Origin of the sequence: Pseudomonas sp. N-137, from assembly GCF_034555295.1 — a bacterium.
Taxonomy (GTDB): domain Bacteria; phylum Pseudomonadota; class Gammaproteobacteria; order Pseudomonadales; family Pseudomonadaceae; genus Aquipseudomonas; species Aquipseudomonas rhizophila.
On the sequence record NZ_JAXUDQ010000028.1, the window covers coordinates 274088 to 288255 of the forward strand.

The 14168-nt window shown below is 59.2% G+C and carries 14 protein-coding genes; 2 read left to right on the forward strand and 12 right to left on the reverse strand.

Going from position 1 to position 14168, the window contains the following annotated elements; all coding sequences use genetic code 11:
* Positions 1-24: 24 nt before the first annotated feature.
* The 3 genes from T3A99_RS19555 to T3A99_RS19565 all read right to left on the reverse strand — a co-directional run bounded on the left by T3A99_RS19555 (position 25) and on the right by T3A99_RS19565 (position 3076).
* Positions 25-783, reverse strand: coding sequence for an alpha/beta hydrolase family protein (locus T3A99_RS19555; protein WP_047229762.1), 759 nt, complete (start codon positions 781-783; stop codon positions 25-27).
* Positions 773-1882, reverse strand: coding sequence for a DUF3182 family protein (locus tag T3A99_RS19560; RefSeq protein ID WP_281459789.1), 1110 nt, complete (start codon positions 1880-1882; stop codon positions 773-775). The genes T3A99_RS19555 and T3A99_RS19560 overlap by 11 nt, the downstream gene beginning before the upstream one ends.
* Before the next feature lie 201 nt (positions 1883-2083).
* Positions 2084-3076 carry a GlxA family transcriptional regulator gene (locus T3A99_RS19565; RefSeq protein ID WP_281459788.1) on the reverse strand — a complete coding sequence of 331 codons (993 nt, stop codon included), beginning with the start codon at positions 3074-3076 and terminating at the stop codon, positions 2084-2086.
* 96 nt (positions 3077-3172) lie between these two features.
* Here T3A99_RS19565 and T3A99_RS19570 point away from each other — a divergent pair, with 96 nt between their 5' ends.
* Positions 3173-3727 (forward strand): cysteine hydrolase family protein, encoded by a 555-nt coding sequence (locus T3A99_RS19570; RefSeq protein ID WP_139049050.1) that lies wholly within the window; start codon positions 3173-3175, stop codon positions 3725-3727.
* 108 nt (positions 3728-3835) lie between these two features.
* On the opposite strand, the gene T3A99_RS19575 is transcribed toward T3A99_RS19570, so the two are convergent.
* Both T3A99_RS19575 and T3A99_RS19580 read right to left on the reverse strand, forming a co-directional pair.
* Positions 3836-4354, reverse strand: a complete 519-nt coding sequence (locus tag T3A99_RS19575; protein ID WP_047229766.1) for a single-stranded DNA-binding protein — start codon at positions 4352-4354, stop codon at positions 3836-3838.
* A gap of 9 nt (positions 4355-4363) precedes the next feature.
* Positions 4364-5761: an MFS transporter gene (locus tag T3A99_RS19580; RefSeq protein ID WP_076383444.1), complete on the reverse strand. Its 1398-nt coding sequence runs from the start codon at positions 5759-5761 to the stop codon at positions 4364-4366.
* Positions 5762-5940: 179 nt separating this feature from the next.
* On the opposite strand from T3A99_RS19580, the gene uvrA reads away from it, so the two are divergent.
* Complete coding sequence (gene uvrA, locus T3A99_RS19585) at positions 5941-8775, forward strand: excinuclease ABC subunit UvrA (RefSeq protein WP_047229768.1); 2835 nt, start codon at positions 5941-5943, stop codon at positions 8773-8775.
* A 123-nt stretch (positions 8776-8898) separates the two neighbouring features.
* Here the strand turns inward: uvrA and bfr are convergent, their stop codons facing one another.
* The 7 genes from bfr to rpsM form a co-directional block, all read right to left on the reverse strand.
* Positions 8899-9363 (reverse strand): bacterioferritin, encoded by a 465-nt coding sequence (gene bfr, locus T3A99_RS19590; protein WP_025215751.1) that lies wholly within the window; start codon positions 9361-9363, stop codon positions 8899-8901.
* Between the two features lie 157 nt (positions 9364-9520).
* The gene (locus T3A99_RS19595) at positions 9521-10969 is read right to left on the reverse strand and encodes a catalase (RefSeq protein WP_047229769.1); all 1449 of its coding nucleotides are present in this window, start codon (positions 10967-10969) and stop codon (positions 9521-9523) included.
* 224 nt (positions 10970-11193) lie between these two features.
* Positions 11194-11580 (reverse strand): 50S ribosomal protein L17, encoded by a 387-nt coding sequence (rplQ, locus tag T3A99_RS19600; protein ID WP_003186009.1) that lies wholly within the window; start codon positions 11578-11580, stop codon positions 11194-11196.
* Between the two features lie 42 nt (positions 11581-11622).
* Entirely contained in the window at positions 11623-12624 is a 1002-nt protein-coding gene (locus T3A99_RS19605) for a DNA-directed RNA polymerase subunit alpha (protein ID WP_003186012.1), read from the reverse strand.
* Between the two features lie 22 nt (positions 12625-12646).
* Entirely contained in the window at positions 12647-13267 is a 621-nt protein-coding gene (gene rpsD, locus T3A99_RS19610; RefSeq protein ID WP_003176404.1) for a 30S ribosomal protein S4, read from the reverse strand.
* A gap of 18 nt (positions 13268-13285) precedes the next feature.
* Positions 13286-13675, reverse strand: coding sequence for a 30S ribosomal protein S11 (gene rpsK, locus T3A99_RS19615; protein WP_002555466.1), 390 nt, complete (start codon positions 13673-13675; stop codon positions 13286-13288).
* A gap of 30 nt (positions 13676-13705) precedes the next feature.
* A complete protein-coding gene (rpsM, locus tag T3A99_RS19620) occupies positions 13706-14062 on the reverse strand; it encodes a 30S ribosomal protein S13 (protein WP_047229770.1) in 357 nt (118 codons plus the stop codon).
* Positions 14063-14168 lie beyond the last annotated feature (106 nt).

The window sequence follows — 14168 nt, forward strand, 5'->3', positions numbered from 1 at the left end:
AAGGCCCGCATGAACACAGCGCAATCACCGCGCCTGAATAATGCTCAACCGCTCACCCACTACCATCTCGGTGATCCAGTCCACCAGGATTGAGGTGTAGGCCTGTTGGGACACTGGGTCGCTCAAGGCATGGTCGGCGCCGTCGATGATCCGGTGCGTCAGCGAATGGGTCTGCTGGCACGCCGCTCGGTAGCTCATGATCGTCGCGTGGGGCACATGGTCGTCGGTCTCCGACTCCACCAGCAACACATCACCGGTGAACTGCGAGCACGCATGCAAGGCGCGATTGGTGTCGGCGTGCACCAGGGTACTGCGATAATCCAGCAGGTCAGTCTTGTCCAGGTCACGCTTGGGCGTGTGCCATTGCTCGTCGCGATACAGCGCCGGCACTCGTAAAGCCAGCCAGCGCACTGGCCGCAGCAACGTCAGGATCGCCGCCAGGTAACCGCCGTAGCTGGTGCCCACCACGGCGATCGCCGAGGTGTCCAAGGCTGGATGGGCGAGCAGCCGGTCATAGGCGGTGAGCAAATCCCGCAGGTTATCTTCCCGGGTTACCCGGGATAACGGAATGCCAGCCCCGCCGGTATGCCCGCGCAAGTCAAAGGTCAGACAGACGCAACCCAGGCCGGCAATGCCTTTGGCGCGTTCCAGGTCACGCTCCTGGCTACCGCCCCAACCGTGGACGAACAACACCCCTGGAACCTTGGATTTAGGGCTCAGAAAGGTGCCGTTCATGTATTCGTCGTCGATCTCGATCTGAATGGTTTCGCTTCTAGCCGTCATAGGAATGAACCGTTACGTATTTAAGAAGAAAGTCACCATTGTGCGCCGGGCCGCGATAGACCTCCCTGGCCCCAGGGGGCAGCGGCTGGTCAGTGTAGGTCTCCACCGAGGACACACGAACCGCGCTGGACGAAGGGTCCTCAATGAACGCCTGCAACGCCGCGAGCTCAGCACTGCTGGCCCCGCCCATGCGCCATGACTGTTCCAGCACACCACCGCGCGGCTGACCGCTGACGTCAATGCCCTGGGCGATGTCGTAATTGCGCCGCGAGGCAAAGAACGTTGGAAAAGCCTGATTGGTGGCATCGTCAAACACCTGCGCCAACCGCACCGCCTCACGTACATCGTCGGGCAGCTCAAGCTTGAGCAATTCAATATAGCCGCCCTGCACCGCCAACAGGTCCGAGCCGCCGTAAACCTCCAGCCCTTCACTGTCCCGCGTCAGATGTTGCACACCGCAATAGCTCAAGACCTTGCCGTTGATGAAGCTCTGGCCGACGCTTTGGGTCTTGACCTGTTCGAGGTTCTGCTCAAGCACCACACCGTCGCGAAACAGCGCTTGAGCCTCGGGGCCGGCGGCGATTTCATCGAATTGCGCCAGACTCTTGATCACCCGCTGATCGCGTCCGGCACAGGCATGGATAGGCTTGAAGCGGATCGCTCCGGTGTACAGCAGGTGCTCGGCCGCCTGGCGCGCATCCTGGAGCGCAAACACAGTCACGCCATCGAGCACCGCCCCCCGAGTCAACTTGGCAAACAGCGGTGACCAGCCCAAGGGCGCGACCGCGTGCCTGTTCAACAGACCGTGGGTGATTGCCTTGGTGCAGATAAAATCATGCTCGACGTAACCGCCCCATAGATCCTCTGGCCCTTTGACGCCCAAGCGCAGGGCGGCTTCGGCACCTATGACAGTTTGCGTGGGCAGCAAGTACAGATCATGGCCAGCATGCTGCTGTTGATCATAGCTGCCGCCGTATTCAAGGCCGAGAATCTGCGCCAGCCAACGGGCCAGCGCCCGATTGGTTTCGACTTCATGAAGCGGCGCGTGGGGGTTGATCGAATGGTCCACTACCAGTTTGTTACGATTGACCGTCGTCATGCGGTGCCCTTTTAACTGCGCTCGATGGCTTTAGATAAAGGGGTGCAGAGATCAGGCCAACGGTGTTGCGAGCCAGGACGAGCAACGAAACGGGCGTCTGAGGGAGGATTGATAGCACCGGGCCTGTTTCATTCTGCACGACACCCTGAGGACATCCGGCAAATTGCACGACGACTGCGACGGTGGCGAAGAGATCGATGACTACTTTGGCGCATTCACCGGGCTGACCCCAAACCTCGCCCGATAATCACTGGGCGCCAACCCAGTAATTTTCTTGAACGTCGTACGAAAAGCCCCCGGGTCCTGATAACCCACCGTCCAGGCAATGTGGTCGATGGTGCCATTGGTGAACTCCAGCATTTCCCGGGCCTTGCCGACGCGCAAGTGCTGACAGTATTCGGTGGGCTTGAGCCCGGTGGCGGCGCGAAACCTGCGCAGGAAGGTGCGTTCCTCCAGCCCGGCCTGTTCGGCCATGGCGCCGAGGGAAACGTCCACTGCGCCGCTGCCTTGCAACCAGTGCTGGACCTTGAGAATGGCCGCGTCACCGTGTCCGAGGATGGGCGCAAAGTTACTGCCACATTGGCTGGCGCTGTCGCTGTGTTCGATCACCAGAAACTGCGCCGTGCGCGTGGCGATGCTGGGGCCGAGCAGGCGGTCCACCAGTCGTAGCCCCAGCTCTGACCAGGCCATCAGCCCGGCCGTGGTAATCAGGTCGCCATCGTCGACGATGGGTTTATCAGCGTCGAGCTTGATCTTCGGATAACGCGCGGCAAAGGTCTTGGCCGAGGTCCAGTGGGTCGTGGCGCTGCGCCCATCGAGCAGGCCACTTTCGGCCAACAGAATCGAACCGACACACACACCACCCAGCACCGTGCCGTCGGCATGCCGCGCTCGCAACCAGGTCATCAGCGCCTGCGACACCAGCCCCTCACTGAAACCGGCGATGGACGGTGGAATCAGCAGCGCAACCAGTCTGCCCTGAGGACCGGCGAAACTCTCGAACACCCGGGTCGGCACTTCTCCCTCCTGCGCTCGCCAATGACTGACCCGCAGGCGCGGCAACTGAGAACTGGCTTGCTCGTCGGCAATCCGCTGCGCCACGGCGAACAGATCGGTCAAGCCATGCACCGCCGCCAGTTGCGCGCCGGGGTAGATGAGCACCCCGAGCTCAGCGACTGCCCTTTGCTGCGTCATTGTCAGTTTTCCCTCGCTTATTGTCGTTACGGCCCATTCTGAAACCGGTGGCATGAGCCAATACTGGCTTCAGACCCCACTGATCGAGGAAGCCTTATGTCCAAGCAAGCGCTCATCGTAGTCGATATCCAGAACGACTACTTCCCCCAGGGAAAATGGCCATTGGTCGGTGCCGAAGCGGCCGCCGATAACGCCGCCAGACTGATCGAAGCCTTTCGCCAGGCCGCGGATCAGGTGGTGCACATCCGTCACGAATTCACCTCCGATTCCGCACCGTTCTTCACCCCAGGCTCTGAAGGTGCGCAACTGCATCCCAAAGTGCTCAACCGCACCGACGAACCGGTGGTGCTCAAGCACTTCGTCAACTCGTTTCGCGAAACCCAATTGCAAGCCATCCTTGACCGCCACGACATTAAGCACCTGGTGATCGTCGGCAGCATGAGCCACATGTGCATCGACGGGGTCGCCCGAGCGGCGGCGGACATGGGCTATGAGGTCACGGTGATTCACGATGCTTGTGCCAGCCGCGATCTGGAATTCAATGGGCTCGTCGTCCCGGCGGCTCAAGTACATGCGGCCTTCATGTCGGCCCTGGGTTTTGCCTATGCGGATGTGGTGAGCACTGAACAGTTTTTGGCTGCCCGCCACTGAGTGATGCCCCAAGCGGCAAATTCAAGGCTAAAAAAAAACCGCGCCTCGTAAACCGAAGCGCGGTTTTGTTTTTAGCTTGAAGCTCGCTGCCTGGAGCTTCCAGCGGCTTTAGAACGGAATATCGTCATCAAAGCTGTCGAAATCCGGAGCCGGTTGCGGCGCGGCCTGTTGCGGAGCCGCTGGACGTTCACGCTGTGGCTGAGGCGCCGACTGCGGGCGAGGTGCTTGCTGACGCGGAGCAGCCTGCTGGTAGTTGTTGCCACCTTGCTGCTGGTCACCCTGTGGACGACCGCCCAGCAGTTGCATGGTGCCTTGCATGTCGACCACGATTTCGGTGGTGTAGCGCTTGATGCCGTCTTTTTCCCACTCGCGGGTCTGCAGCTTGCCTTCGATGTACACCTGCGAACCCTTGCGCAGGTATTCGCCGGCGATTTCGGCCACCTTGCCGAACATCGACACGCGGTGCCATTCGGTCTTCTCGACCTTCTGGCCGGTCTGCTTGTCGGTCCACTGTTCGCTGGTCGCCAGACTCAGGTTGGTCACAGCGTTGCCATTGGGCAGGTAGCGAACTTCGGGATCCTGGCCGCAAGTACCGACCAATATGACTTTGTTAACCCCACGGGCCATAACGTTCTCCTAGGCTTCGCACGTGGTCGGGGCCGGGTTGTTCACCAGGCGCTCGAGCGTCGCGCGATCCAATAATTCGGTGTCCAGTTTGATATAAACGGCCGCTTCGTCGGCGACCACCACTGCATCGGTTACTCCAACGACGGCCTTAAGGCGCTCGGTCAGGCCTGCTTCGCGGATGGCTTCGGGCGACAACGGCAAGCGCAGGCTCGTCACATACGGAGGTTCGCGCATGGTAACAGCAAAGACCAGCCAAAGTGCAGCCAGCGCGGCGCATCCCAGGAACACAACCGACAAACCGCCATGCTGGAACAACCAGCCGCCGAGGATCCCGCCCAACGCCGAACCGAGGAACTGGCTGGTGGAGTAAACCCCCATCGCCGTGCCCTTGCCACCCGCCGGTGAAACCTTGCTGATCAGCGACGGCAGCGACGCCTCCAGCAGATTGAACGCGGTGAAGAACACCACTGTGCCGATCACCAGGGCCCGCAGGCTGTCGCCGAACTGCCAGAAGAATAGCTCAGTGAGCATCAGCGTCACGACGGCGCCGAGCAAAACTCGTTTCATTTTGCGTCGCTTCTCGCCGTAGATGATGAACGGAATCATGGCGAAAAACGAAATCAGCAGCGCAGTCAGGTAAACCCACCAGTGCTGCTCCTTGGGCAGGCCGGCCTTCTCCACCAGCGCCAGCGGCAAGGCAACGAAGCTGGACATCAACATGGCGTGGAGCACGAAGATGCCCAGGTCCAGACGCAGCAGGTCCGGGTGCTTGAGCGTCGGCATCAGCGCCTGGCGAGCCACCCCTGATTCGCGGTGCTGCAACGGCCCGGTGGAGCGCGGCACCATGAACGCCACGATCAGGATGCCCACCAGCGCCATGCCCCCCGTGACCAGAAACAGCCCCGACAAGCCAAAGGCGCGGGTCAGCAACGGCCCGACGACCATGGCGACGGCGAACGACAGACCGATCGTCATGCCGATCATGGCCATGGCCTTGGTCCGATGCTGTTCGCGGGTCAGGTCCGACAGCAAAGCCATGACGGCTGCGGAAATCGCCCCGGCGCCTTGCAGGATGCGTCCGGCGATCACGCCCCAGATCGAATCGGCATTGGCCGCCAGCACACTGCCCAGGGCGAAGACAATCAAGCCCAGGTAGATGACGGGACGCCGGCCTATGCGGTCGGAAATGACCCCGAACGGGATCTGGAAAATCGCCTGGGTCAGGCCGTACGCGCCAATCGCCAACCCGATGAGGGCCGGGGTCGCGCCTGCCAGATCCATCCCATAGGTCGCCAGCACCGGCAACACCATGAACATGCCCAGCATACGGAAGGCGAACACAAGAGCCAGACCGCTTGCTGCGCGTGTCTCGCCGCTGCTCATGCGTTCGCTGTGGGGATCGTGCATGGAAAAACCTCGTGTGAACCGGCGGCGATTCTACCAGTCCCATCGATTGAGGGGGTATATCGCGACCGTTTGCCGCGCAGTCTTCATGTATGACTGCAAACTCACTTTCAATAGTGTGCATCCATCCAGTATTTGCCCGTATACTCCTACGTTTTCGACGCCCGCCGAGCGAGGCCACTTTGGACAAGATCCTGATTCGTGGGGCCCGTACCCACAACCTGAAGAACATCGACCTGACCCTGCCACGGGACAAGCTGATCGTCATCACCGGCCTGTCCGGATCCGGCAAATCATCCCTGGCCTTCGACACCCTGTACGCTGAAGGCCAGCGGCGCTATGTCGAATCGCTGTCGGCCTACGCCCGGCAGTTCCTGTCGATGATGGAAAAACCCGACGTCGACACCATTGAAGGCCTGTCGCCGGCGATTTCCATCGAACAGAAGTCGACTTCCCACAACCCACGCTCAACCGTCGGCACCATCACCGAGATCTACGACTACCTGCGCCTGCTGTATGCGCGGGTCGGTATTCCCCGGTGTCCCGACCACGACATCCCGCTGGAAGCCCAGACCGTCAGCCAGATGGTCGACCTGGTGCTGGCTCAGCCCGAAGGCAGCAAGTTGATGCTGCTGGCGCCGGTCATCCGCGAGCGCAAGGGCGAGCACCTGATGGTCTTCGAAGAACTGCGCGCCCAAGGCTTCGTTCGGGCACGGGTCAACGGCAAGCTGTGCGAACTGGACGAACTGCCGAAGCTGGATAAACAGAAAAAGCATTCGATCGATGTGGTGGTCGACCGCTTCAAGGTCCGGGCCGACCTGCAACAGCGTCTGGCAGAGTCCTTCGAAACGGCACTGAAACTAGCCGACGGCATCGCCCTGGTAGCGCCGATGGACGACGAGCCCGGCGAGGAAATCATCTTCTCGGCGCGCTTCGCCTGCCCGATCTGCGGCCACGCCATCAGCGAACTGGAACCCAAGCTGTTCTCCTTCAACAACCCGGCCGGCGCGTGCCCGACCTGCGATGGCCTGGGGGTCAAGCAGTTCTTCGACACCAAGCGCCTGGTCAATGGCGAACTGACCCTGGCCGAGGGTGCGATTCGCGGCTGGGACCGGCGTAACGTCTACTACTTCCAGATGCTCGGGTCGCTGGCGGCCCACTATAAGTTCAGCCTGGACAAACCCTTCAATGAACTGCCCGCCGACCAGCAGAAATTCATCCTGCACGGCAGCGGCTCACAAAGTGTCGACTTCAAATACCTGAACGACCGTGGCGATATCGTCAAACGCTCCCACCCGTTCGAAGGCATCGTGCCGAACCTGGAGCGGCGTTATCGCGAGACCGAATCGGCCAGCGTGCGCGAAGAACTGGCCAAGTTCCTCAGCACCCAGCCCTGCCCCGATTGCCGCGGTACCCGCTTGCGTCGGGAGGCGCGACATGTGTGGGTCGGCGAGAAAACCCTGCCGGCGGTGACCAACCTGCCGATTGGGGACGCCACCGACTACTTCGGCGGCTTGAAGCTCACCGGCCGCCGGGGCGAAATTGCCGACAAGATCCTCAAGGAAATCCGCGAGCGCCTGCAATTTCTGGTGAACGTTGGCCTGGACTACCTGACCCTCGATCGCAGCGCAGATACCTTGTCCGGCGGCGAAGCCCAGCGTATTCGCCTGGCCAGCCAGATCGGTGCCGGCCTGGTGGGGGTGATGTACATCCTCGACGAACCGTCCATTGGCCTGCACCAGCGGGACAACGATCGACTGCTCGGGACGCTCAAGCACCTGCGGGACATCGGCAACACGGTGATCGTGGTCGAACACGACGAGGATGCGATCCGCCTGGCGGATTACGTCGTGGACATCGGTCCGGGTGCGGGGGTGCATGGCGGGCATATCGTTGCCCAAGGCACAGCCGCCGAAGTCATGGCGCATCCCGACTCCCTGACCGGCAAATACCTGTCGGGCCGGGTGAAGATCAAGGTGCCGGCCAAGCGTACGCCGCGCAACAAGAAGCTGTCGCTGAGCCTCAAGGGCGCCCGTGGCAACAACCTGCGCAACGTTGACCTGGACATCCCGATTGGGCTGCTGACTTGCGTGACCGGTGTGTCCGGCTCCGGCAAATCGACGCTGATCAACAACACCCTGTTCCCCCTCAGCGCTACGGCCCTGAACGGCGCCACGACCCTGGAGGCCGCCGCCCACGACAGCATCAAGGGTCTGGAGCATCTGGACAAGGTCGTCGACATCGACCAGAGCCCCATCGGTCGCACACCGCGCTCCAACCCGGCGACTTATACCGGGCTGTTCACGCCGATTCGCGAGCTGTTCGCCGGCGTGCCGGAGTCCCGTTCACGCGGCTATGGCCCAGGGCGTTTCTCGTTCAACGTCAAGGGCGGGCGCTGCGAAGCCTGCCAGGGCGACGGCCTGATCAAGGTCGAGATGCACTTCTTGCCGGACATCTATGTGCCGTGCGACGTGTGCAAGAGCAAGCGCTACAACCGCGAAACCCTGGAGATCAAGTACAAGGGCAAGAATATCCACGAAACCCTCGAGATGACCATCGAAGAGGCCAGGGTGTTCTTCGACGCGGTGCCGGCCCTGGCGCGCAAGCTCCAGACGCTGATGGATGTGGGGCTGTCGTACATCAAGCTTGGGCAATCGGCAACCACGTTGTCCGGCGGCGAGGCCCAGCGGGTCAAGCTGTCTCGCGAGCTGTCCAAGCGTGATACCGGCAAGACCCTGTACATCCTCGACGAGCCGACCACGGGCTTGCACTTCGCTGATATCCAGCAATTGCTCGACGTCCTGCATCGCCTTCGCGACCATGGCAACACCGTGGTGGTAATTGAGCACAACCTCGATGTGATCAAGACGGCGGACTGGCTGGTGGACTTGGGGCCGGAAGGCGGCTCCAAGGGTGGTCAGATCATCGCGGTGGGTACCCCCGAGGAAGTGGCCGAGATGAAGCAGTCGTACACTGGCTACTACCTCAAGCCGTTGCTGGAGCGTGACCGGGACTGATTTTTCCCCGGCCACGAAAAAGCCCCTGTCATCTCATCAATGACAGGGGCTTTTTTGTTTGATCGTTCCTACGCTCCGCGTGGGAATGCAGCTTGGGACGCTCTGCGTTCCCTTTCCCTGCAATCAGAACTGCGACTGCAGGTAATTTTCCAGGCCTATCAACTTGATCAGGCCCAGCTGCTTCTCGAGCCAATAGGTATGGTCTTCTTCGGTGTCGTTGAGCTGGATGCGCAGGATCTCGCGGGTCACGTAATCGTTGTGCTGTTCGCAGAGCTCAATGCCCTTGCACAGCGCGGCACGGACTTTGTATTCCAGGCGCAGGTCGGCCGCGAGCATGTCTGGCACCGTGGTGCCGATGTCCAGATCATCCGGGCGCATGCGTGGCGTACCTTCGAGCATCAGGATCCGGCGCATCAACGCATCGGCGTGCTGGGCCTCTTCTTCCATCTCATGGTTGATACGTTCGTAGAGCTCGGTAAAACCCCAGTCCTCGTACATCCGCGAGTGGATGAAATATTGATCACGGGCTGCCAGTTCGCCTGTCAGCAGCGTGTTGAGGTAATCGATTACGTCTGGGTGACCTTGCATCGCCCTACATCTCCACAAGCTTTGAAGGCTCTAGTTTGAACCAAGCTGACCGCAAGGTCACTCGCCTATCGCAATAAAAGCGAAGAAAATCCGAGAAAAGCCGGTTAAATAACGCAAAAACCGCCCAATTGAGGGCGGTTCTGCTTCTCGTTTAGACTTAGTTAAGCTGTACGCCCAACGCTTTCGCGATGCCTTCACCGTAAGCGACATCCGCTTTGAAGAAGTGCTGCAACTGACGATCGACGACATCCGCCGATACACCGGCCATCGCACCCGCGATGTTGCTGATCAGCAGCGCTTTCTGGGCATCATTCATCAAGCGGAACAGCGCACCGGCGTGACTGTAGTAGTCGGTATCTTCGCGGTGATCGTAACGGTCTGCCGAACCACCGAGCGCCAGGGCCGGTTCAGCATAACGCGGAGCCTGCTTGGGGGCCTCGACGTAGCTGTTGGGCTCGTAGTTCGGCGCTGCACCGCCATTGCTGCCGAACGCCATGGCTCCGTCGCGCTGGTAAGTGTTGACCGGGCTGCGCGGGGCGTTGACTGGCAATTGCTGGTGATTGGTACCCACACGGTAGCGGTGTGCATCAGCGTAGGCGAACACACGACCTTGCAGCATGCGGTCTGGCGAAAGGCCAACCCCTGGAACCATATTGCTCGGCCCGAACGCCGCCTGCTCAACTTCAGCGAAGTAGTTCAGCGGGTTACGGTTGAGTTCCAACTCGCCGACCTCGATCAACGGAAACTCCTTCTGCGACCAGGTCTTGGTCACGTCGAACGGGTTCTCGTAATGGGCCGCCGCTTGGGCTTCGGTCATGATCTGGATGCAGACGCTCCACTTCGGGAAATCGCCACGCTCGATCGCATTGAACAGATCACGCTGAGCGTAATCCGGGTCGGTGCCCGCCAGGCGTGCAGCTTCAGCCGGCGTCAGGTTCTTGATCCCTTGCTTGGTCTTGTAGTGCCATTTCACCCAGTGACGCTCACCCTGGGCACTGATCAGGCTATAGGTGTGGCTGCCAAAGCCGTGCATGTGACGGTAGCCATCGGGAATGCCACGATCAGAGAACAGAATGGTGACCTGGTGCAAAGCCTCAGGCGAATGCGACCAGAAATCCCACATCATTTGGGCACTTTTCAGATTGCTTTGGGGCAGGCGCTTCTGCGTATGGATGAAATCGGGGAATTTCAGCGGATCGCGGATGAAGAACACAGGGGTGTTATTACCCACGATGTCCCAGTTCCCTTCCTCGGTGTAGAACTTCAGGGCGAAACCGCGTGGATCGCGCTCAGTATCGGCAGAGCCACGCTCGCCACCCACGGTGGAAAAACGCAGGAACGTCGGGGTCTGTTTGCCGACCGACTCAAACAGCTTGGCGCTGGTGTACTGGGTGATATCCCGGGTTACGGTAAATGTGCCGTAAGCGCCCGATCCCTTAGCGTGTACACGGCGCTCGGGAATGTTCTCGCGATTGAAGTGAGCGAGCTTCTCGATAAGGTGGAAGTCGTCGAGCAACAGCGGGCCACGCGGGCCAGCGGAGCGAGAGTTCTGGTTATCGGCGACAGGAGCGCCGCTGGCGGTCGTAAGCGTTTTGGTCTGGCTCATGCTCAATCTTCCTAGGTCGGTCTTCAAACTGCCGGCTAATCGGCTGGAAAGGAGTATTGATCATGTTAATGACAGTATCCAAATTCATTAAATCATGGACATCGATAGTCATTATCTAATGCTGTCGCATTGCCAAGCGCAAGCCAGCCAACAGAGGTGACTGCCACTTTTTGACCGGGCACAAAAAACCGGGCACAAGGCCCGGTTTTTTGTATGTTGCCGACTTACTCAGCGGATACAGCTTCACCGCTGGTAGCACGATCAACCAACTCGACGTACGCCATAGGCGCGTTGTCGCCAGCGCGGAAACCGCACTTGAGGATGCGCAGGTAGCCACCCTCACGGGTAGCGTAACGCTTGCCCAGGTCGTTGAAGAGCTTACCAACGATAGCTTTCGAACGAGTACGGTCGAAAGCCAGACGGCGGTTAGCCAAGCTATCTGTCTTGGCCAAAGTGATCAGCGGCTCAGCAACGCGGCGCAGTTCTTTGGCTTTCGGCAGTGTAGTTTTGATCAGCTCGTGCTCGAACAGCGACACCGCCATGTTTTGGAACATGGCCTTGCGGTGCGAGCTGGTGCGGCTCAGGTGACGACCACTTTTACGATGACGCATGGTTCATTCCTTACCAAACACAACGTTCGGTGATTACGACGATCAGGCAGTCGCCTTGTCGTCCTTCTTAAGACTTGCAGGCGGCCAGTTGTCGAGGCGCATGCCGAGGGACAGACCGCGGGAGGCCAGAACGTCCTTGATTTCAGTCAAGGATTTCTTGCCAAGGTTCGGAGTCTTCAACAGCTCTACTTCGGTGCGCTGAATCAGGTCGCCGATGTAGTAGATGTTTTCCGCCTTAAGGCAGTTAGCCGAACGTACAGTCAGTTCCAGATCGTCAACCGGGCGAAGCAGGATCGGATCGATCTCGTCTTCCTGCTCGACAACCACTGGCTCACTGTCACCCTTGAGGTCGACGAACGCAGCCAACTGCTGTTGCAGGATGGTTGCAGCGCGGCGAATGGCCTCTTCAGGATCCAGGGTACCGTTGGTTTCCAGATCAATAACCAGCTTGTCCAGGTTGGTACGCTGTTCGACACGGGCGTTTTCCACCACGTATGCGATACGGCGAACCGGGCTGAACGAAGAGTCGAGCTGCAAGCGACCGATGCTGCGGCTTTCGTCTTCATCGCTCTGACGCGAGTCTGCCGGTTCATAACCACGACCACGAGCTACGGTGAGCTTCATGTTCAGGGCGCCGTTAGACGCCAGGTTAGCGATTACGTGATCGGGGTTAACGATCTCGACATCATGATCCAGCTGAATATCGGCAGCGGTAACCACCCCCGAACCCTTCTTCGACAAGGTCAGCGTAACTTCGTCACGACCGTGCAGCTTGATAGCCAGACCTTTAAGGTTCAACAGGATTTCAATTACATCTTCCTGTACACCTTCGATGGCGCTGTACTCATGGAGCACACCGTCAATCTCGGCCTCGACTACTGCACAGCCGGGCATTGAGGACAACAGGATGCGGCGCAGCGCGTTGCCCAGGGTGTGGCCGAAACCACGCTCGAGAGGCTCGAGTGTGATCTTGGCGCGGGTTGGACTGACAACCTGCACATCAATATGGCGGGGTGTCAGGAACTCATTTACCGAAATCTGCATGGATGCACCTATTTTCTAGCCCTTACTTGGAGTAGAGCTCGACAATCAGGCTTTCGTTGATGTCGGCGGACAGATCACTGCGAGCAGGAACGTTCTTGAAAACGCCCGACTTCTTCTCAGTGTCTACTTCTACCCATTCTACGCGGCCACGTTGGGCACACAGATCGAGAGCTTGGACAATGCGAAGTTGGTTCTTTGCTTTCTCGCGAACAGCAACCACGTCACCAGCACGAACCTGGTAGGACGGAACGTTTACGGTCTGACCGTTAACGCTGATCGACTTGTGCGATACCAGCTGACGGGATTCGGCACGAGTAGAACCGAAACCCATACGGTATACAACGTTGTCCAGACGGCATTCGAGCAGTTGCAACAGGTTTTCGCCGGTTGCGCCCTTCTTGCCAGCTGCTTCTTTGTAGTAGCCGCTGAATTGACGCTCGAGAACGCCGTAGATACGACGGACCTTCTGCTTTTCACGCAGTTGGGTGCCGTAATCGGACTGGCGACCGCGGCGTTGGCCGTGGATACCAGGTGCTGCTTCAATGTTGCACTTCGATTCGATCGCGCGCACGCCGCTCTTCAGAAAAAGATCGGTGCCTTCGCGACGAGCGAGTTTGCATTTTGGACCAATGTAACGAGCCATTCTTTACAATCTCCTGGATTACACGCGGCGCTTCTTCGGCGGACGGCACCCGTTGTGCGGGATTGGCGTCACGTCGGTGATGCTGGCGATCTTGTAGCCACAGCCGTTCAAAGCGCGGACTGCGGATTCACGACCCGGACCTGGACCCTTGACGTTAACGTCGAGGTTTTTCAGACCGTATTCCAGCGCAGCTTGACCAGCACGCTCAGCAGCTACTTGAGCAGCGAACGGGGTGGACTTGCGGGAACCGCGGAAACCCGAACCACCGGAGGTTGCCCAGGAAAGAGCGTTACCTTGACGGTCGGTAATGGTCACGATGGTGTTGTTAAAAGAAGCATGGATGTGGGCGATGCCATCAACCACTGTCTTTTTAACTTTTTTACGAGGACGAGCAGCAGGTTTTGCCATGATTAAATTCCTGTCGATTCGCTGGGGCGATTACTTGCGGATCGGCTTACGCGGACCTTTACGGGTACGCGCGTTGGTCTTGGTACGCTGACCGCGTACTGGAAGACCACGACGATGACGCAGACCGCGATAGCAACCGAGGTCCATCAAGCGCTTGATTTTCATGTTGATTTCGCGACGCAGGTCACCTTCAGTGGTGAACTTCGCCACTTCGCCACGCAGCTGTTCAATCTGCTCGTCGCTCAGATCTTTGATCTTTGCCGCTGGGTTTACCCCAGACACTGCACAAATTTTCTGTGCAGTAGTGCGACCAACACCATAGATGTAGGTCAGCGAGATAACAGTATGCTTGTTATCTGGAATGTTAACGCCTGCAATACGGGCCATTCAGTGGGACTCCAATTGACAGCTACCTACGCCCCGGAAGCCAAGAAATAGGGCGCGAGATAATATCGCTGTAATAACAAATAATCAACCCGGCAGCGCACTAGCT

Bases quoted from the DNA above. Each gene is read 5' to 3' on its own strand.
- T3A99_RS19555 (WP_047229762.1), bottom strand. From the start codon at position 783: ATGACGGCTAGAAGCGAAACCATTCAGATCGAGATCGACGACGAATAC.
- T3A99_RS19560 (WP_281459789.1), bottom strand. From the start codon at position 1,882: ATGACGACGGTCAATCGTAACAAACTGGTAGTGGACCATTCGATCAAC.
- T3A99_RS19565 (WP_281459788.1), bottom strand. From the start codon at position 3,076: ATGACGCAGCAAAGGGCAGTCGCTGAGCTCGGGGTGCTCATCTACCCC.
- T3A99_RS19570 (WP_139049050.1), top strand. From the start codon at position 3,173: ATGTCCAAGCAAGCGCTCATCGTAGTCGATATCCAGAACGACTACTTC.
- T3A99_RS19575 (WP_047229766.1), bottom strand. From the start codon at position 4,354: ATGGCCCGTGGGGTTAACAAAGTCATATTGGTCGGTACTTGCGGCCAG.
- T3A99_RS19580 (WP_076383444.1), bottom strand. From the start codon at position 5,761: ATGCACGATCCCCACAGCGAACGCATGAGCAGCGGCGAGACACGCGCA.
- bfr (WP_025215751.1), bottom strand. From the start codon at position 9,363: ATGCAAGGTCACCCAGACGTAATCGATTACCTCAACACGCTGCTGACA.
- T3A99_RS19595 (WP_047229769.1), bottom strand. From the start codon at position 10,969: ATGAGCCAGACCAAAACGCTTACGACCGCCAGCGGCGCTCCTGTCGCC.
- rplQ (WP_003186009.1), bottom strand. From the start codon at position 11,580: ATGCGTCATCGTAAAAGTGGTCGTCACCTGAGCCGCACCAGCTCGCAC.
- T3A99_RS19605 (WP_003186012.1), bottom strand. From the start codon at position 12,624: ATGCAGATTTCGGTAAATGAGTTCCTGACACCCCGCCATATTGATGTG.
- rpsD (WP_003176404.1), bottom strand. From the start codon at position 13,267: ATGGCTCGTTACATTGGTCCAAAATGCAAACTCGCTCGTCGCGAAGGC.
- rpsK (WP_002555466.1), bottom strand. From the start codon at position 13,675: ATGGCAAAACCTGCTGCTCGTCCTCGTAAAAAAGTTAAAAAGACAGTG.
- rpsM (WP_047229770.1), bottom strand. From the start codon at position 14,062: ATGGCCCGTATTGCAGGCGTTAACATTCCAGATAACAAGCATACTGTT.